The sequence below is a fragment of the Pseudoalteromonas sp. S3785 genome (assembly GCF_005887365.1).
Lineage (GTDB): Bacteria > Pseudomonadota > Gammaproteobacteria > Enterobacterales > Alteromonadaceae > Pseudoalteromonas.
This window is the reverse complement of record NZ_PNCT01000023.1, coordinates 80,778-98,448: the sequence shown is the minus strand read 5'-3', so window position 1 is coordinate 98,448 and position 17,671 is coordinate 80,778. Positions and strand designations below refer to the sequence as shown.

Below are 17,671 nucleotides of genomic sequence, written 5' to 3'. Positions count from 1 at the left end.
GCTTAGCTCCCTTTATTTAATTTTTTCTTTAAGGTTATTAAGCGCTTCTACCGAAAAACCCCTGTCGTAAAAATGTAAAATTTTACCTTTACTGTCTATTAAAATAACGCGTGTATTATTAGGGTTATTATTACCTGTAAATTTTTGCACAGCTTCGCCATCTTCATAAATAGTGATTACCCCGCCCCAAAGCTCTTTAGGTATACCCTTGCGCATACCGCTGTCTATAAATGTACTAAACATACGCGGGGCCATACCTGCTATGGTAGGCAGTTCGTAAGTGGATAATGTAACCCCTGTCATGTCTAAGCCAATTAACCAACGATCTATGTCAAATTGGCTATCTTGTTTATAGCCAATGAGTAACAAGGTTTTATCGGCTTTAAAATCACTAGGTATGGTTACGCTTTTCTCATCTAGGCTTTGGCCGCTAATGGTAGGAAACTGCTTACCGGTAATTTTCTGATTTGGGTATTGGGCTGAGCACGCACTAAGCATTAACACCATCAATCCGCTGGCTATTATTTTGATCATTTTAAAACCTTACACTGTTATAAATAACATACTGATACGTGTATGAAGTAAAACACGTTTAAACCGTCTGTAATTTTAAATACGCTTTAAACTCTCGAAGTGCCATGGGCTTGGCATATTTCCAGCCTTGGCCGTAGTGTACGCCCGCTTGTTTTAGTATGGCTTCTTGTTCATTGGTCTCTATGCCTTCTGCCACACAGGTGTAGTTAAATTTACGCACCAAGGCCATAATATTGGGGATCATTGATGCCTTTAAGCCTTCTGTTGCTATATCTTGTACAAAGGTGCGGTCAATTTTAAGTTGATGGAAGCTCAAATTTTGTAGATTTTTTAAGTTAGAATAACCCGTACCAAAATCATCTATCGATAAATTAAAACCCGCCTCAACCAAATTTTTAAAATGAGTATGGGCAACGGTTGAGTCTAAATATTCATCTTCTGTTATTTCTAAGCAAATAATAAACCGCGAATCAGTGAGTGCCGGTATATCTTTTAAAAGTGCAATATTGCCTGTTTCAACATCGCACGGAAAAATATTAATAGACACTTTAAAATGGCGCGGTAATGCCTCAACGGTTGTGAGTTCGCAAAGTACTTTTTCAATCATGGCTTGGGTAAAGCGCCACGTTAAATTTGTTTTTCGGATAATAGGAATAAATTGATCAGGGAACAAAACCCCGTATTTGTCTTCAAAGCGAGCCAATGCCTCACAGCCAACAACGTTACCAGTGTGCAAACAAATAATAGGTTGGTAAGTCCAATAAAATGAGCCTTTTTTCAATCCCTTGCGAACGCGCGTCACTGTCGACCGCCTAGCCGCTAAGCTATAATCAATCAACAACCCGCTCGATACACCCGCTAACGATATAAGAATAAGCGAAATAATTAATAAAAATTGATTATTAGCAAAAAATTGACTCCAAGGCAGTTGCACGGCCGCGCAGTATCCTGGATTGTGGGTGCTGCATTTTATAACTGACTCATAAGCTAAAAAGGCATTCGTTTTGACTTGCTTGTAAGTACCTTCAACGCCACCTAAATGAAATATGTTATCGCTGTTTTTGTAAAGCACTTCCCACTGAGTAGACACAATCACTTTATCGTTAAAGGCACGGCTATCAATAATTAAATTATAGTTCCCTTGCCTAACTATAATGACCTCCATTGCTCGGTCACTGAACAAAAGCAGATATAATTGCGGCTCGTACCTTACTCTTACAGGCTTATTGTCGTTAGAGTCAGCTCGGATATAGTCGGGCGGGTTATCTGGGATAGTTTTGGCTAATTTGCCTGCTCCAGTTGTACACAAAAGTTCATCATTTTTAAAAAAACCAATGTCTATCACGTACTGTGCATCAAATAAAGCGCGACGCATTTCAATAAGGTTATCACTATTACAGCTATCAGCACTTAGGCTATTTAAATGTGATAAAATTTTACTTCGCTCATTCACGGCCGCATCTATATGTTTAACAATATAATTTGAATCGCGCGCTAACTGCCTACCAAGCTTTTGTGCAGCAAAATAAAGTAATGTGCTAGCACATACCGCAAAAACGACGATACCGCTTACTGCAGCAATTAACGACCTACGTTGATATTGTTTCATAACGCCTTTTAAAATAAGCAGTGAGTGATTCAGGTGCCATAATAATTGCATACCTGAGCATAAAAGCAATTAAGCTTGTAAAATAATTAAAGCCCCTTGCGCTTTAATTTATTGATTTGTTTAAACTATAACTATAATTTAGAAATTACGCGATTTAGCCGCTCGCAAAGCTGCTTATGGCCTTGGTAATTTAAATGTATACCATCGCACCCAAAAGGGGCGTTAAGGTGTGATATATCAACGTAATTAAGCACATGCTCTTGTGCTATACGTTTAAAGTGGGCGTTTAAGGGCTGTAATTTTTGATGACAATTGAAATAAACATTGCCTAAAGCGTGCTGAGGGTTAATAAATAAAGGGCCGATTAACACTATATTGGGTAACTTGCCATCGGCATAAAAGTGTTTAATAGAGGTAATAAGGCTTGCTAAGCCGCTTGCAATATTTACAGGCGCTAAGTTAAAACGTTTTTTTAAGTCGTTGGTGCCCAGCGCAATAACAATCGTACTCACCTCATACTGCTCTAGGTAGGGCTTTAAATAGCTAATACCGTTTAGGTTGCCTGAAAATGGCGGGTTATTTACCAAAGTACGATTTGGCTGCCCCGCCTCAATTACCTTATATTCAGAGCCAAGCTGCTGATTTAAAAGCATTGTCCAGCGGGTATTTTCATCGTAGCGTTTACCTGTTTCGGGGTTTAAACCCCACGTATTCGAATCGCCAAAGCAGAGTATGTTTTTTGTTATTTGTGTCATCAAAATGGATTAAGTGTATAGCCTTGTTGTTGTAATTGAGCATGAGCAGTCATAGCAGAAAGAGACATGTTTACGCCATCCATGAGCAGTTCAGGCGTTACTTTAAAATGAGTAGCCGATTGTCCACACACATACACTTTAGTATTGTTAGTTAGTAGCTGCTCTATTAACGCTTGATTTTTATTATCAGCGTTAAAGCGTTTTTTATATTCGCTATTAGCTAACACGTCCACACTTGCGCTACCATGCACAACTAATGCAAGTTGAATGTTTTCAGGCTTTACACCATGCGCTACGTGCATGTTAATAAAACGCGCTAGCGAATTTATTGCATTATTTTGCTTACCTTTTTTAGCGCCATCAGCAACATCAAATGCTATTTTAAATACTGTAGCGTCATTAATTTTGTCATGCTCGGTACATCATAATAATTACCAAACCCGTTAATTGGTTGCTCATTAGCATTAATAAACGGGCTAAAAAGCAGCACTAACCCTAGTAAATATTTCATAAAACAATCCTGTGTTTTTTAAGCGTATTACTAAACTACCAGAGACAACCAAAAAAGGCTGCAATTTAAGCAACCTTTTGGGTACTTTTATGGCTGTGGTTAATAAACTGCATGCCTAAATAGCTAAAGGTGTTTTTAAACTGCTCTATAAAACACGCCGGCGCTTCACTTGATGACGCATTAGAAAGCACAGAAAAATACTTACTACGCAGCGTTCGTAACTTTGGTTTTAATGCTTCATCGTCCATGTAGTCGGTTATTCTATCAATAAATAATTTCATTTGTACTGTGGTGCTGTACCAATAAACGGGTGAGGCAAACACCCAATGGTCATACGTTAAAAGTGCTTCGAATACAGTGTAAAAGTCATCGTTTTTATAGTTTTTGTTATAGCAGTACGGCGCTATTTTATAATCATCTAAACATATTACCCGCACGTTATTTTGCTCAGCAAAGCTGTTAACGTGCGCCTGTGTATTACCATTTTTACGTGCGCTTGAATAAATAATAACAGCCCTGCGCTCAAGTTTTTGTTGCATTTAGTTAGCTCCTTTTTTAATGTTGAAAGAAGCTTAAAACCTCAAGTTATATTGAGGTCAAATGGAAATTTAAAATAATGCAAACAGATCAAAAAAAACTAACAGAGGCCAACCTAACCGTGGGTTATGTCGCCAAGCGCAGCGGCGTAAAAGTATCAACCCTGCACTTTTACGAAACAAAAGGGCTAATACGTAGTTGGCGCAATAGCGGTAATCAACGCCGCTACAAAAAAGACGTACTACGCCGAATAGCGGTAATTAAAGCTGCACAAGCAATGGGAATAACGCTTGATGAAATTAAACTCACCCTAGCCACATTACCTGAGCAGCGCACCCCCACACAAAAAGACTGGGCAGCCCTTTCAAAGCAGTGGCAAGCACAGCTAGATGAGCGCATAGCGTATATGCAGCGTTTGCGCGACCGCGTTGATGGCTGTATTGGTTGTGGGTGCTTATCAATGAGCAAATGCCCTATTTATAACAAAAACGACCACTTAGGCGAAAACCAAAGTGGTGCTATTTTGTTAGAGCGAGATTGAGGCCTAAGTTAAGGTTAATCTAAGCCACTTAATCCTTCTTTTGCTGCTCTATATAAAGCCCCTAGGGTAGAATCGAATACCGATTTTATAAAGCTATAAGTCAGCTCTACCGCTTTACTGATTACTTTGCCTGCAAACACCAACATATGCCCTAGTAAACCTAATGTTTGTGTTGCAAACGAGGCTGACGCTTTAGCTATTTTATCAAGCGTTCGCGCCAACATATCGTAAAAAGTGAGCCCGGTTCCAATGGCTGCTTGGGCAGCAACTGCGCTGTAATAGCCCGCATCTTTTAAAAGAGTAATTAATGCCGCACCTAGTTTATCTGCCCAATGTGAGGTAAATGAGGCTTGATTTCTGTCTTCAAATTTTAAACGCACAGGCATGTTTAAAAAGTGATTAGCTTGTATAGTTAAGTTGTTCCAATTATTGCTATTGGCAGTGTTTAAATAGCCTGGCGTGCCAGCAAGAGTATGAGCAGCACCTTTTAAACCTTGTCCACTATCTAAACGTATTTCTTGGCCATTATGCGGAGCATGGGAAAAAGGCCATAAAGGCACTTTAGCCACTGGGTCTGCCCCATGTGTACAGCGGTAAATTTTATCAATTCTTGATGTTGCAGCGCGAGAAAAGTTTTCAAGCCCAACACGTGGCGAACCAAACGTATATAATTTTACAGGAAGTGAATACTCAGCTTTAATCCAATCAGCAGAAAGCGTCGCTAACGCACCTCCTAAGCTATGACCAACTAAATGAACGCACCCCGTTACTTTATCTTGAATATTCGCTGCTATAAACTCTTGCAGCGCAGGCTTCATACTATAAAAAGTCTTATTAAAACCAGCATGAACCATACTGCCATTTGACCCACCACTCACACCAAAGTGCCCATCAGTTAATCCATCCCTTAGTGAGTTAGTACCGCGAATAGTAATAACCGAATCGCCCTGATACGCGCCAAGCCCATGCCCTACTAAGGCAAATCCCGTACTTAAGTTAAATAAGTGAGAGAAAAAACTACCCGTTACGCCTTGTACTGCGCCAGGGTTAACTGAGAAATTAAAATTGTCGCGCAAAGAGGCATGAAGTGTGCGATTGAGTAAATTAGTAGTTTTAATACTTTTTGCTTTATATGCAAGGTTTGCTAATTGTACGGCTTGAGTGGGTGTCAAAGTATTCATATAAGTTCCCTTTAAATTAATAGTTAAAGTTTACATGATGTGTATATCGCAAAAGTGTGGCTTGTATCTTCTTTAATTGGAATATCGTAAGTTTGTGGCTCTTGGCCAATATCACACTCTAAGTGTGCAAGAAGCTCTTTAAGTGTGTCACTTTCTTCATGAATTGAAATAAGTGTGTACCATAAAACAATCCCTTCTGGCGTACCGTTTTCTAAATAAATATGTTGAACTAACGAGTCGTTATCAAACATATTAGCGGGCTTACCTGTTTTTATTGTTTTTTCTGTGAAGGTAAAATAACCCTGTTCATCTGTTGTGGTATCGTCAACGTATTCATCGCCATAGGTAAGTGAGCGCATTACTTTAGTGTTTGCAACTGGCTGCCCATTATCTAATAACTGCCCCTTTACTGGAGCCGATAAATAAAATTCTTGTTTATTAAAAAAGCCAAACATATCTGCACAAGCCTGTGATGTAGTAAAAAAAACAACGGCAATAGAGACTATCACCAACACAAAAATTTTTAAGCGCGATAAAAACAAAGCAAACTCTCTCCCAAGGCCTAGCTATAAACTACTTAATGTATATGGCTAATTAATTACACCAGCCATATTTATACTGAAAAGTAGGGGTCTAATTAGGTACAATTATACTGCATGTTTTTTAATCAAAAAACAATCACTAATCTAATTATAAAATAGTGTATATATTAATTTACCAATGCCACTAAACATGATGCCGCCCATAAGCAAAAAAGCATACATAATACTAATAGCACCCGCTGAGGGGTCGCTCTTTTTATCAATTTCTATGCATGCCGTACAAACAACAAAAAATATAAAAAAGTTAGCAATAACGCCTAAAATAAAAGCATTGCCAAATAACGGAGATACGCCAGCTAAAACGGCACCCAAAATTAGCAGCGAGCCTGAAAATGAATGTTTATCAAACCGACTCTCTATTATTTTTATAGCTAATGTGGCTAGCATTAAAAGTAAAAAGTATAAGGTTGGCCAAAACTGATAATATAAATACCCCCAGTTTAAAAGCTCACCTGAATTTGATGAATAAGCTTGCTGGCCTATGTCGGCTGATAAAGCATTCGTGGCATTTTCGGTAAAGAGGTACGCTACCCCACCAATAATTAATTTTATAATCCAAAAAAATAAAAAGCTGGCAATAGTAAACCCAATAGCGTCATCCCTTGTTAATCGTTTTTTAGCTTTGCTTTTTACAATAATGGCAAGCATTAAACCTAGTAGGCATACACTTCCTAAATAAAGTACCGCCTGCCAAAAGTCATCAGGATAAAATACAGCTAACCCTGGCGCTATAAATAGATACATAGCATCTTCGTTATCTAGTGAACGGTTTTGGGCACTTTGCTCAGATTCTTTAAAAAGTGCTAAATATACAAATAAAGGCTGTAAAAACAGCATTAAAATACTCGTGGTAACAAGGCTCATACATCATCCTTAATGAGAAAAACAAATGCAGCACACGTGCTGCATTAAAGTTAAAAATGTGGGGGCTCAATAATAAAGAGAGGTAGGTGTTATAGATTTATTTTTTGAAAATACGTTTTAAGTTTTAAAAGCCCCGACTCAAGTTCAAATTTTTGTATTTTTGGATTTTTGAATTCAAACCCATTAGAAATATGGGTATTAATCATCGTCGCCATACCCTCAAACCCAGCTGGCGCAGTGGCAACTAAATCGCTCAACAAAGGGTTTATAAGCACTTGATGCTCTTCTATTAAAGTTGGGTTCTCGTATATATCGTAAACAAGGTTAGTTAATGTTTGTTGGTTTTGTTGTTCCATATCATTTCTATAGCGCCTTAGCTTAGGCGTTTATAGCTCCTTTGTGTATCAGTTTTAATTCAATGATTTATTTTTAATTGAGCTTTCTCTTTTGCTAACTGTAATAAACTAACAGCTTGCTCTTTGTCATAAGCTAAAGCGCTGTGTTCAATAACATATTGTGCATGCTCTTTTACTGCAAGCCAATTATGCTGCGATTTATATAAACTTGCTAACTCAAAATGCGCCGTTGTAACTAATGAATCTGGCAATTCTGTATCTAACGCTAAAAATTCTTTGTGAAGGGAAATTGCATTATCAATATCTTGCCCTACAAACATGCCACTTCCATATAACCAAGCTAATGTTGAATAAGCTTCTATCTCTTTTGCCGCAACCCGCTTTTTGGCTTCCTCTAATAATCGAGTCCCATCCCCAGTGTGAAGGCTTAAAGTAATCAATGCTTTCCAGTATCCCATGGAATAAGCTTTTTCACACCACTCCTCAAGATACTCTGGCGCGTTAATTAAGCTTTTATGACATTGCTGTGCGGCGGTTATTACAGTTAAATCTGGGTCATTTATATCTATAGTATTATCCCATCGAGGACCTGCGGCATAAATGGAAGGCGCCATCATAATCAACAATAATAATATTTTATCCATAAAATCACTTCCCTAAAGATTGTTCAGGAAGATGAACAGTATAAGAAGGTACTGGTGAAGGTAAAAATGCACCTTTCCTATAGAAATAAGTCTCTCTAAGCGGCTTTTTTAAGTCGCCCTCACCTTCACAAACTCCACTATCTTTGCAGGTCATCCCACCAATATAGTCAATGATACTTATTCCACTGATTTTTAAATTAAGTAAAATAGAATCAACACCTATATGCCTATTACCAGCATTAAATGCATGGTACCGATGCATAAATGCAACAATACGGGAGCCTTTTTCAATTTTAAGGGTACTACTTAGTATGCTCGCCCACATTTGATTTCTTTGAATATGTGAATCAGTACATAAGCCACCATCAGCGTCCTCCCAACTGCACCTACCATCAATTTTATCCATCACCTCAACAGGCATATCTAACGGAATAATTTTCATACCTAGGGAGTTAGCAGCTTTAACTAGTTCACCATAACCTGTGCTAGCAGCACCATTCCAATACCAATTTTCTCGAAAATGTTTGTAAATCACATCAAAACCTTTACCAGTACGTTGATAAAAATCTATTTTTTCTTTTATCTTTATAGGTAACATTTCCATCGCAAAATGAGTGAAACCCGCAGCTTTAAGCTGTTTTAGAGCCTTTATTGCCTCATATTTATAAGATACTGGATTATGGCTAGACTCGGCAATAATCACTAAGCGTGCATTACCGGCCATTGTTTTATAATTTACATCCGTGTTTATTTTATTCACTGTATTTCCTTATGTTTAATAACTTCGAAGGGCTTTTAAACTAGATATTTTACATTTACTAATTGTGGCCCGATTTATAAAAATGGCTCAGTAGTTACCTGAGCCTTAATTTAATTACTAACCAATACCCAAATGTGGTGAAACCTTAACCGCAGCAATTACGACTCTACTTAGTTTTTCTAACATCCAATATAATATTTTTTTCGCTTGAGCGTATGTAAAGTCAGCAGCTATCACTCCTGGCTTACCGACAAAGTTTAATATGTGTCCTAGTAAACCTTGGCAATCATCAGCGTACTTTGCGGACATTTTGGATATTTCAACCATGCTGCGAGCTAATGCATCATAGATAGTTAGCGTTCCTGCGACTACACCTTGTGCTAGAATGCTTGTTATTTTACCACTTTCTCTTAGTAGTGTTAGTAAGGCACTAGTTATCTTCTCTGCCCAATGAGCATTAAATGATGCATGATGGCTATTACTATATTTTAGGCGTGTCATGGTTAGATTAGATAAAGACCCCTTTTGCATACTCTTATAATCAGGGTAACGAGAAGCAGTATTAATATATCCAGGTGAATCGCCTGCCATTTTATGAGCTGCACCCGTTAGTGAAACACACGTACTTAGCCTATATTCGCTCCCTCCATGTACAAACGGCCAAACAGGTACCATAGGTACAGGATCGCTGCGATGAACAGCCCTATAAATTCCATCTAAACTCGTCTCACTTTGCATCGCAAAAGGCCCATGGCCTACTCTAGGAGATCCAAAAGTATATAACTTAACGGGCACTTTAAATCTTGCTTTTATCCAGCACGCAGCCAAAGTAGCTAACGCACCACCAAGACTATGACCAACGCAGTGAACTGGTCGACCGCCAACCTTACTCAATATTGCTGCTAATTGTGGTTTAATAGACTCAAAAGTTCGATTAAATCCCGCATGAACAGCTTTATAATTTGGCCCAACAGTTAAACCACAGTGCAGATCTGTTAAGGTATCAGCAATACCAGCAGTGCCACGAAAAGTAAGAACAACCTCCCCTTTGTGATCCCCTTCTTTTGAGCCAATACCAAAAAAGCCAAAACCTGTTGAATGATTTAAAACATGCTCAGCTACAGTACCTGATACACCAGTAAAAGCAGACTTTTTTGCATCAAAAACGAAATGTTTACTTATGGCTCTACCTGGCTCAATCTTTGAGGATCGATCAGACACAACGCCAATACTATCGTATGCAAATTCAGCTAATTGTGATGCAACACTAGGTGATAAAATATTCATATAAATTCCCTTTTATCTAAAATCTTTAAAATAATCTTCGCTATCTTCTATCTCATATATTTCAAAATCATGTTCCCATCTACATATACTAGAAGCATCAAATTCCAAATTTGGATTATCATAATTAGGAAAGGTAAAGTTTACTTCTGTAGATTCTAAGTCAGCATTTAAGCTACTTAACTTGTATTTATATTCACTTCGCTCTTTTATGCCATTGAGCTTTGAGCTCCAAAGCTCATACTCTTCACCGCCATGAATTGCAGTAATAAGTTGATAAGTAACCTCATGGGAGAACATATCACCGGGAATTTTTGACTCAACAACAACTTCTGGCATATTAAACGTGCCATCTGAAGCTGTAATAACCTGATCTTCTTTTTCAATTTTATGTGCAAATTTGAGGCTGCGATTAATTAAAACACCTTCAACAGGGTTGCCGTTTAAAGAAATAATCCCTTTAACTTCAGAGCACATGTGTACGTCATATTTTTTTATTAAACCAAACATAGTGGTTCTAAACCTCTGTTTTTATAATTGAGTACCATAATTAGTCTTCAATTATGTCCATTATTCTATCGTAATCCACATCAACAAGTTCAGGATCAGGGGTACCAGTTACAAGAAAGGATAAGTAATCTGTAAAGCTCTTAAACTTAGATACTTCCTCTCCATAAGTTTCGGTTAGAAATAGCCCAACTTCACCAGCGCGTTCTGATTCCTGAGAAAATAAAAAGTAATAGCCTCCTCCTGCCCACTTACCAATAACTAAACCTTGTTGAGGTACAGATAAATATGATGAGTCATGATCATATAAATCATGGTAATACTTTGTTTTTCTGATAGCACAACATAACTTTTCATATCGCTTATTTTCCCCAACCAAACCACTGACTACACCACCAAACCAAAAACAATATCCGTAATTTTTAATGAAGTACTTATAGTCTTTTGGTAGAACTATTTTCAGTTGAGATTCTAGTGCTGATATTTCTTCTGAAGAAACTACACCTCTTTGCATATAATTTTTATTTTTTTTTGCTTTGCCAATAATAGCTTCTATTTCGTCAGACATAATTACTCTCTCTTTTCAATATTGGATAAATTAGGACCATTACCACTAGAATCATAAGGACAATGACCTTCTTCATACCAGTGAAGTTCTTTATTTTTACTTGTATGATAATAGTCAGGTAATAACTCTAAGTTATTTAATTCGTTTGGATCTTCATCAATTTCACATCTAAATATTGGCTTTTTGTGATGAACATTATACCCATCAGGCACATCACCTGTAATTTGCATATCTATAAGTTCATCTTCACTAAAATGCCTATGAGCTACATGGTTGTCATCATTAAGCGCATCTGTTGCATAATTTGATATATATTCATCTCGTTTAGACGGAAACGCCTTTCTTGCTTCAGCCACTTCTCCAACTGTACGTTTATGGTATTTAGTCGGTTTTGAATTAGGGTTGAGTTTTACACGCTTACTGTTAATAACATGCTGCTCAGCAAATTGTGCTGTGCTTATAACCTCTGTACTAATCACTTCACCTGATGTACTCATTTTATTGAGTTTAATTAAGCCATTATCTTCATCAAGGCCTGCAATATCATATACATGCTCTTTTCTATATTTAGCACCCTCTGCTGTATATTTAAGAGTCGATTTTTGTGGGTCGTTAATAACTGCACTTGCAATCGCAATTTCTAGAATTTTATTTTTTGTAGCTTCATCAATACCACCTGAAGAAACTAAATTAGAAAGCATTCTATCAAGCCTTTCTTCACCCTCTTTACACAACAACCCCATTGGATCCACCCAATTAACCGGATTCGGTGCATATTGATAGTGGTTTATCCCACCCACAAGCCCTATCGGGTCTTGGTTTATAAAACGCTGTTGTTTGGGGCTGTAATAGCGATAACGGTTGTAATGTAAGCCGCTCTCTTCATCTAAATATTGCCCCTGAAAACGTATTGGCTGAGTGAAGGTATTTTCTTTATTAAACTCAGGCTCGGCTTCTGGTTCTTCATAACCATACACATCGGCTTGGTTTTCCCATACGACTTCTGCTTTGTTGTTGGTTACAAAGCGTGGGGTGTTAAGTTGGTCTAGGTGGTAGTAGTACACCTCACCTTGTTTAATCAGCGCTACTGGATGAAATTGATTTGGCAAGTTGATATACCAGGTATATTCACCGTGTTGGCATTCGCCAATTAACTGATCGTTATCCCAAATGTAGTCAATTTTGCCCTGCTCAGTGTGCTTGGCGATACGACGACCGAGTGGGTCGTAATCGTATTGGGTGAGCGTGCCGTTGTTGTTAAAACAGCTTAGCTGGTTAAATGCGTTGTATTCACGGCGGGTTTTTATGCCTTTGCCGGTTTCGCGTATTTGGTTACCGAACTCATCGTAGTAAAAGTCGCTGTCGCCAAAGTGTGTTAGGCGGTCTGCTTCGGTGGCACTGTTTATTGTGGTGTTGTTAGTGCCTTTATTGTTTATTACTGAGCCAGCGTTGCTACTATTTTTACTACTATTTTCACTACTATTTAGCGCTAGCTCATTGTATTCGCTATGCGTGGCGTGTGTTAAATCAATAGAAGAGCTGGCTGTATGCTCATTACTGGCTGCATCATGTTCTATACCCTGCTCGCCTGTATCTCTAAGGTCTGCATCGCTTGTGTTTGATTGAACAGTCTGACTTTGCGGGTTACCAAAGCTATCCCACTGGTAGTGTGTGGTTGTATCAGCACGCGAGCTTGCCAGTGTTTGTTGTATTAACTGCCCTAGGCTGTTGTATTCAAAATTGATGTTTTGGCTGCTTACGCCTTCGTTTTTACGGGCTATAAGCTGATTTACACTGTCGTAGTTGTACGTACAGGTATCAAATAAGGCTTGTGCTGGGTGCGTGAGCTGTTGCTGCATTAAACGGTTGAATACATCAAACTGTTGAGTAAGGGTTATGCTGTTACCAAACTGCTGGGTTTTAATATTACCTTGGCTGTCGTAGCTGAGCTGTGCAAGTTCAACAGCAGTACTGTTGGCTTGCTGTAAATGAATAGTACTTAGCTGGCCAAACTTATTGTAGCTGTATTTAAGCGTGGTTGAATCTGGCAGGGTAAGGGTTTGCCTTCTGCCGTATTCATCGTAGCTGTACTCTAGGGTATGCGCTTGTTGCTGGTTATTAACTTGCTCGGCGCACAATAGCCTGCCGCCTTTATCAAAGCGTTGCTTAAGTGTTGATTGCGCATTATGTGCACGAGTAATTTTACCTTGCAGGTTATAGCTGTAGTAATTGGCGTTATTAATTATATGTGAGTCGCTTGCAAGGCTTGCATGCTGCGCAGTTACGCGGCCAAGGCTGTCGCGCTCTATTTTTACATGGCGTTTGTTGCTTTGTGTTACTGAGGCTAAGCGGTTACAGGCATCGTATTTATACTGCTGTAGCGTGCCATCAAACCCAGTTATTTGTGTTGGGTTTTCGTTAGCGTCGTAACTTATGCGGTATACGTGACCGTCGCTTCGCTCGATGGCTGTTAAGTTTCGCTCTTTGTCGTACGTTAAATGCAGGGCGCTGCCATCGGGCTGAATAACACAGTGCGGTTGGCTTAGCCCTTCAAAGTGTTGCTCGGTGGTGTCGCCTTTGCTGTTTTGCGAGCTAATTAACCGCCCTGCTTCGTCGTAGCTAAAGTATTGATGCTGTTTATTTTCAGGCTCGTTTTCATCAAAGGCAATTGTTTGTGTAAGCTGGCCATGCTCATTGTATTTATATTGGGTGAGTAAGCCTGCGTTATTCAGTGTGGCATTTACGCGGCCTAGGCTGTCGTAGCTGTAACGTATTAACTCATCGTTATGATGCTTTGCTAATAGCTCGCCTTGCTCGTTCCAAATAAATTTGGTGATTTGACCATTTTTATTTATATGCTGGGTTAACTGGCCGAGCTTATCGTAGCTGTATAATGTGGTGCGGCCATCACCAAAGGTTTCGCTTTGTAATAAGCCAGCCACACTGTATTTACGCGTAATGGTTTGGCCATCAGGTAAGGTAGTTAATACACGTTGCCCAAGTTGGTTGTAAGCAAAATGGGTTTGGCTACCATCTTGCAGCGTTATTGTTTCTAATTGGCCATAAGGTGTATAGCTATAGCGCGTTGTGCTGCTATCAGGCTTAATTTCACTGAGCTTTTGCCCTTGCGCATTGTATGTATATTGCCAAACGTTGCCGTTAGGGTCGGTATGTTTTACCAATTTACCTTGTGCGTTATGTACAAAGTGCTCTTTGTGGCCTCGAGAGTCTATACAGGTTGTTTCACCAGCCTCTAAGTTATATTCAAACTGATAAGTATAGGTGTTGTTATCGCCCCACTGCTTTATACATTTAGCGCTGGGTGAGTAGCTATCCCACTCAAAATGATGGCTAAAGCCACTGGCTCGGGTACGTTTTGTTAATAAATTAGCGGCGTTGTAGGCGTAGCGCTCAGTTTCGTTTTGCTGATTAGTAGACTGAACAAGGTTTTTGTTTTCGTCGTACTCGTAGCTTGCTAGTAATGGCGATAGCAATTGTTGTTTGTTGTTTTTATCGGTGTAGTACGCTGCTATTTTGCTTAACAAACCTTGCGCGTTGTAGCTAATAATACAGCCGCGCACTTTGTTTACTTCTATACGGTGTAGGCGCTCTTTTGCATCGTAATAAAACGCGATGCTTTGGCCTTTTTCGTTAATTATTTTTTCAAGCAACCATGCGCTTTCGCCTGGTTTAAACGTAAGGTGTTGGTCGTCTGGCGTTACTAGTACTTGCTTACCATTTGTTTGGTAATGCAGTGCAAGGTTACTACTTAACTGATAGCTCGATTGGCCAGGCTTTACTTTTTCAAATTTATGTTTAGCGCCGTGCTCGTCTTGGTACTCTAACCAGTAGGTGCCTTTTTGCTTAGGGCCCACTTTCGGCGGTGGCAAGTAATGCTCTGTAAGGCTTGCCATAAAGTCATGGCGCCAACCATTACCCATTGTTGTGCACACATCAGCATGAGATGAGCGGTACAAACGTCGCCACACTAATTGGCGGCTGCCTGCTAGGGTAAAGTCGATAAGCGGGAGAATTTCTTCGCCCGACAGCATTGATACCGGATCTGAGCGGCACTCTTGGTTTGTAATAGGCTCTTCGCTTGCGGTGTTATTACTTGCCCCACCCGTATTTTTTGCAGGTGCTTGCGTTGCGCTTTTACCCGATGCGGTTGAGCTGGATTTATTGCTCGACTTTTTGCCCGCTGAGCCGCTATTAGTGTTATCGCTTACCTGAATAGCCGACTTTGCTTTTTGGTGGTAACACGTTACTGCGCCACTTATTAAGGCCTGGGTGAGTACACTTGCTGTTTCGCGGGCAGAGGCGCTACGTGGGCAGTTGATGCCTGCACTATTTAGTAAATTAATTACATCAAGACGTTTGGCAGCGTCACCCGTTAACGCACCACCAATTTGGGCTATTTGCTGTTTAGCTGTATCTGGGGTGTTTGCCATACTTGGCGCATAACCTGACGGCGTTTGGCCTTTGCCAGCAACTAGGCAAATGGGGTAACTCGTTCCTTGTAAAACAACCGTATTACTTTGCATTAGTTGTGTACTTCCTCACTTATCCATAAGTATGATGCTGCGGCCTGATATTTTGATTGTTCTTGAGAAATCACTAACGCGTGTTTAAAGTGATTTACAATAGCCGGGCTTGAGGACAATTGATATAAATTGACAAGTCCTTCAAGCGCACCCATTTTACCTAATTTGTAATTAGGTAATTCATAATGTGTATGCTCATTAATTAAACTGCTGAGCCTTTGTAAATTAGTAAGCCATACGTCACTTTGCTGATGTATGCCGTTACCTGGAGCAAAAATAAGGTCTATGTAGTCTTTATTATGCTGTGCAATATTTGAAAATATACCGCCTAGTTGGTCGTGCTTTATAAAATCGATTGAAGGGGCAAGCTCATGGCTTACTTGCATCCAGCCGCTTTTAACCGTTTCAATAGTCGCGAGTGCACCACCCACTCCTAAGTATACCCACTCATTGTTTTTATCGGCTTTATAGGTTGCGTCAATGGCTATAACATTTGCTTTAGCCCATTTTTTTTGCCCCGCCATTTGCACTAACGTATTAGCACCAACAGCACCATAAAATAATAAGTGCTCTACATGCTCAGGGAACAACTGTTTAAAACTTTTTGCTAAAAGCTGCTTTAGCTCATCTTGGTACGCCAGTGCTGGCAATAACCATACAAGTGGCAAGTTTGAGTCTTCTACTTTTGCAAAAAGCTCTTTTGCTTTTACTATGCAATCATAAATACAGGCATTCCATGATTGCCAATTAACACCGTTAGGTGGATTTGGGGTATCTTCATAAAGCAATGTATCTATGTCTTGCGACAAAGGCGTAAAAAAACAGCTTACGTTTACATTAAACGCCTTCATGCTTGCGCCTCTGCTTTTACATTTTTAGCCACCGATTTGTAGTAGGTATACAAATTAAATATTGCTTGGCTATAACAGTCCATTGCCGACATTTCTATTGCGTTTAACTTATGATTAAGTGCTTTACCGGCTACTAACCGTTGTACGCAAAGCTTTTCCTCGTATTTAGGCCAATTTTGCTGTAACTGCTGCTTGAAGGCATCTAGTGCTTGTTGTTCAGCATTAAACGCACTTAATTGAATGTCATAGCTTACGAGTAAGTCGAGCTTATCACCAAGCATACGCCTTATTAGGGCAATAATAGCTGTTGGGTTTTCTACTTGGCTTAACGACATACACGCTAAGGGCACTAGCTTTACATAGCCACTTTGTAATAGCACATGCAACGTATCATCTATTGTTAAAACGTGGCTTGCGTAGTTACTTAACGCGTTTACCTGTTCCCAACTTAGTGATAATAAAAAAAGCGACATTAACGGTGAATTAACAAGCCCACTTTTATATAGCTCATCAAACACATGTTTTAACACTTTTATATTGGCATTAGGGTTAAACGCGCTGATAAGCGCGACTGTTTCGGCTGTTGTTATCTCTTGTTCAGCACTATTAGCTAACGCAAAATAAAGAGTATTTAAATCAATTAATGCAATTAAATTAAAGCTGTGTTGCTGTAATAAAACTTTATAAATAACTGCCTTTGCTAAGCCATGCAAGGACGGGCTGTTTAGCAAAGCGTTTATAAAAGCAAGGTTAATTGTTTGCGGTAAATTAGCCATCACTTCTATGCATGCCTGAGAAATTACATCAAGACTCTGTTCGCTAGTTACTAAAGCACTAAGTTGAGTTAAATCGGGCTGGGTAAAACATTGAGGAGTATTGTTTTTTTTAGCGGTTAACCAGGTTATTTCTAACAGCTTTTTTTTGAGCGTTTTTACATAGCCTACAGAAGTAAAAGGGCAGCACTGCGCCTTACTTATATTGAGCAGTTGTGCTTGATGATTACTTAAGTAGGTAGACAGCAAA

General features: G+C 39.3%; 17 protein-coding genes and 1 pseudogene. 1 reads left to right on the top strand and 17 read right to left on the bottom strand.

Features of this window, described 5'->3' with window-relative positions; genetic code table 11:
- Positions 1–12: 12 nt before the first annotated feature.
- The 5 genes and pseudogenes from CWC17_RS06680 to CWC17_RS06660 form a co-directional block, all read right to left on the bottom strand.
- A complete protein-coding gene (locus CWC17_RS06680) occupies positions 13–534 on the bottom strand; it encodes a hypothetical protein (protein WP_138612413.1) in 522 nt (173 codons plus the stop codon).
- A 58-nt stretch (positions 535–592) separates the two neighbouring features.
- Complete coding sequence (locus CWC17_RS06675) at positions 593–2,143, bottom strand: EAL domain-containing protein (protein WP_138612412.1); 1,551 nt, start codon at positions 2,141–2,143, stop codon at positions 593–595.
- Between the two features lie 131 nt (positions 2,144–2,274).
- A complete protein-coding gene (locus CWC17_RS06670; RefSeq protein WP_249935900.1) occupies positions 2,275–2,898 on the bottom strand; it encodes a GDSL-type esterase/lipase family protein in 624 nt (207 codons plus the stop codon).
- Positions 2,898–3,409 (bottom strand): annotated as a pseudogene (locus CWC17_RS19775) (DsrE family protein). Before CWC17_RS19775 ends, CWC17_RS06670 begins: the two are co-directional and overlap by 1 nt.
- 65 nt (positions 3,410–3,474) lie before the next feature.
- Complete coding sequence (locus tag CWC17_RS06660) at positions 3,475–3,948, bottom strand: flavodoxin family protein (RefSeq protein WP_138542099.1); 474 nt, start codon at positions 3,946–3,948, stop codon at positions 3,475–3,477.
- Positions 3,949–4,025: 77 nt separating this feature from the next.
- Between CWC17_RS06660 and soxR the strand changes: the two genes are divergently transcribed.
- Positions 4,026–4,487: a redox-sensitive transcriptional activator SoxR gene (soxR, locus tag CWC17_RS06655; protein ID WP_138542098.1), complete on the top strand. Its 462-nt coding sequence runs from the start codon at positions 4,026–4,028 to the stop codon at positions 4,485–4,487.
- A gap of 14 nt (positions 4,488–4,501) precedes the next feature.
- On the opposite strand, the gene CWC17_RS06650 is transcribed toward soxR, so the two are convergent.
- From CWC17_RS06650 to CWC17_RS06595, 12 genes are all read right to left on the bottom strand, one after another.
- The gene (locus CWC17_RS06650; protein ID WP_138542097.1) at positions 4,502–5,668 is read right to left on the bottom strand and encodes a lipase family protein; all 1,167 of its coding nucleotides are present in this window, start codon (positions 5,666–5,668) and stop codon (positions 4,502–4,504) included.
- A 23-nt stretch (positions 5,669–5,691) separates the two neighbouring features.
- A complete protein-coding gene (locus tag CWC17_RS06645; protein WP_249929285.1) occupies positions 5,692–6,123 on the bottom strand; it encodes a DUF6795 domain-containing protein in 432 nt (143 codons plus the stop codon).
- A 231-nt stretch (positions 6,124–6,354) separates the two neighbouring features.
- Complete coding sequence (locus tag CWC17_RS06640) at positions 6,355–7,134, bottom strand: hypothetical protein (protein ID WP_138612411.1); 780 nt, start codon at positions 7,132–7,134, stop codon at positions 6,355–6,357.
- A gap of 89 nt (positions 7,135–7,223) precedes the next feature.
- Entirely contained in the window at positions 7,224–7,490 is a 267-nt protein-coding gene (locus CWC17_RS06635) for a hypothetical protein (RefSeq protein ID WP_138612410.1), read from the bottom strand.
- A gap of 59 nt (positions 7,491–7,549) precedes the next feature.
- Positions 7,550–8,134, bottom strand: a complete 585-nt coding sequence (locus tag CWC17_RS06630) for a hypothetical protein (RefSeq protein WP_138612409.1) — start codon at positions 8,132–8,134, stop codon at positions 7,550–7,552.
- Positions 8,135–8,138: 4 nt separating this feature from the next.
- A complete protein-coding gene (locus tag CWC17_RS06625; RefSeq protein WP_138612408.1) occupies positions 8,139–8,894 on the bottom strand; it encodes a TraB/GumN family protein in 756 nt (251 codons plus the stop codon).
- A gap of 117 nt (positions 8,895–9,011) precedes the next feature.
- Entirely contained in the window at positions 9,012–10,181 is a 1,170-nt protein-coding gene (locus CWC17_RS06620) for a lipase family protein (RefSeq protein ID WP_138612407.1), read from the bottom strand.
- A 12-nt stretch (positions 10,182–10,193) separates the two neighbouring features.
- A complete protein-coding gene (locus CWC17_RS06615; RefSeq protein WP_138612406.1) occupies positions 10,194–10,688 on the bottom strand; it encodes a DUF6795 domain-containing protein in 495 nt (164 codons plus the stop codon).
- 40 nt (positions 10,689–10,728) lie between these two features.
- On the bottom strand, positions 10,729–11,253 hold the full coding sequence (locus tag CWC17_RS06610; protein ID WP_138612405.1) for an SMI1/KNR4 family protein: 525 nt from the start codon (positions 11,251–11,253) through the stop codon (positions 10,729–10,731).
- Between the two features lie 2 nt (positions 11,254–11,255).
- Positions 11,256–15,797 (bottom strand): RHS repeat-associated core domain-containing protein, encoded by a 4,542-nt coding sequence (locus tag CWC17_RS06605; RefSeq protein WP_249935899.1) that lies wholly within the window; start codon positions 15,795–15,797, stop codon positions 11,256–11,258.
- Positions 15,797–16,648, bottom strand: coding sequence for a hypothetical protein (locus CWC17_RS06600; RefSeq protein ID WP_138612404.1), 852 nt, complete (start codon positions 16,646–16,648; stop codon positions 15,797–15,799). The genes CWC17_RS06605 and CWC17_RS06600 overlap by 1 nt, the downstream gene beginning before the upstream one ends.
- A complete protein-coding gene (locus CWC17_RS06595; protein ID WP_138612403.1) occupies positions 16,645–17,670 on the bottom strand; it encodes a hypothetical protein in 1,026 nt (341 codons plus the stop codon). Before CWC17_RS06595 ends, CWC17_RS06600 begins: the two co-directional genes overlap by 4 nt.
- Between the last annotated feature and the right edge of the window lies 1 nt (position 17,671).

What these genes read in the sequence shown, in the direction of transcription:
- CWC17_RS06610 (WP_138612405.1), bottom strand. Translation starts at nt 11,253, where the DNA reads ATGTCTGACGAAATAGAAGCTATTATTGGCAAAGCAAAAAAAAATAAA.
- CWC17_RS06620 (WP_138612407.1), bottom strand. Translation starts at nt 10,181, where the DNA reads ATGAATATTTTATCACCTAGTGTTGCATCACAATTAGCTGAATTTGCA.
- CWC17_RS06630 (WP_138612409.1), bottom strand. Translation starts at nt 8,134, where the DNA reads ATGGATAAAATATTATTATTGTTGATTATGATGGCGCCTTCCATTTAT.
- CWC17_RS06600 (WP_138612404.1), bottom strand. Translation starts at nt 16,648, where the DNA reads ATGAAGGCGTTTAATGTAAACGTAAGCTGTTTTTTTACGCCTTTGTCG.
- CWC17_RS06660 (WP_138542099.1), bottom strand. Translation starts at nt 3,948, where the DNA reads ATGCAACAAAAACTTGAGCGCAGGGCTGTTATTATTTATTCAAGCGCA.
- CWC17_RS06645 (WP_249929285.1), bottom strand. Translation starts at nt 6,123, where the DNA reads ATGTTTGGCTTTTTTAATAAACAAGAATTTTATTTATCGGCTCCAGTA.
- CWC17_RS06680 (WP_138612413.1), bottom strand. Translation starts at nt 534, where the DNA reads ATGATCAAAATAATAGCCAGCGGATTGATGGTGTTAATGCTTAGTGCG.
- CWC17_RS06605 (WP_249935899.1), bottom strand. Translation starts at nt 15,797, where the DNA reads ATGCAAAGTAATACGGTTGTTTTACAAGGAACGAGTTACCCCATTTGC.
- CWC17_RS06670 (WP_249935900.1), bottom strand. Translation starts at nt 2,898, where the DNA reads ATGACACAAATAACAAAAAACATACTCTGCTTTGGCGATTCGAATACG.
- soxR (WP_138542098.1), top strand. Translation starts at nt 4,026, where the DNA reads ATGCAAACAGATCAAAAAAAACTAACAGAGGCCAACCTAACCGTGGGT.
- CWC17_RS06650 (WP_138542097.1), bottom strand. Translation starts at nt 5,668, where the DNA reads ATGAATACTTTGACACCCACTCAAGCCGTACAATTAGCAAACCTTGCA.
- CWC17_RS06635 (WP_138612410.1), bottom strand. Translation starts at nt 7,490, where the DNA reads ATGGAACAACAAAACCAACAAACATTAACTAACCTTGTTTACGATATA.
- CWC17_RS06675 (WP_138612412.1), bottom strand. Translation starts at nt 2,143, where the DNA reads ATGAAACAATATCAACGTAGGTCGTTAATTGCTGCAGTAAGCGGTATC.
- CWC17_RS06640 (WP_138612411.1), bottom strand. Translation starts at nt 7,134, where the DNA reads ATGAGCCTTGTTACCACGAGTATTTTAATGCTGTTTTTACAGCCTTTA.
- CWC17_RS06615 (WP_138612406.1), bottom strand. Translation starts at nt 10,688, where the DNA reads ATGTTTGGTTTAATAAAAAAATATGACGTACACATGTGCTCTGAAGTT.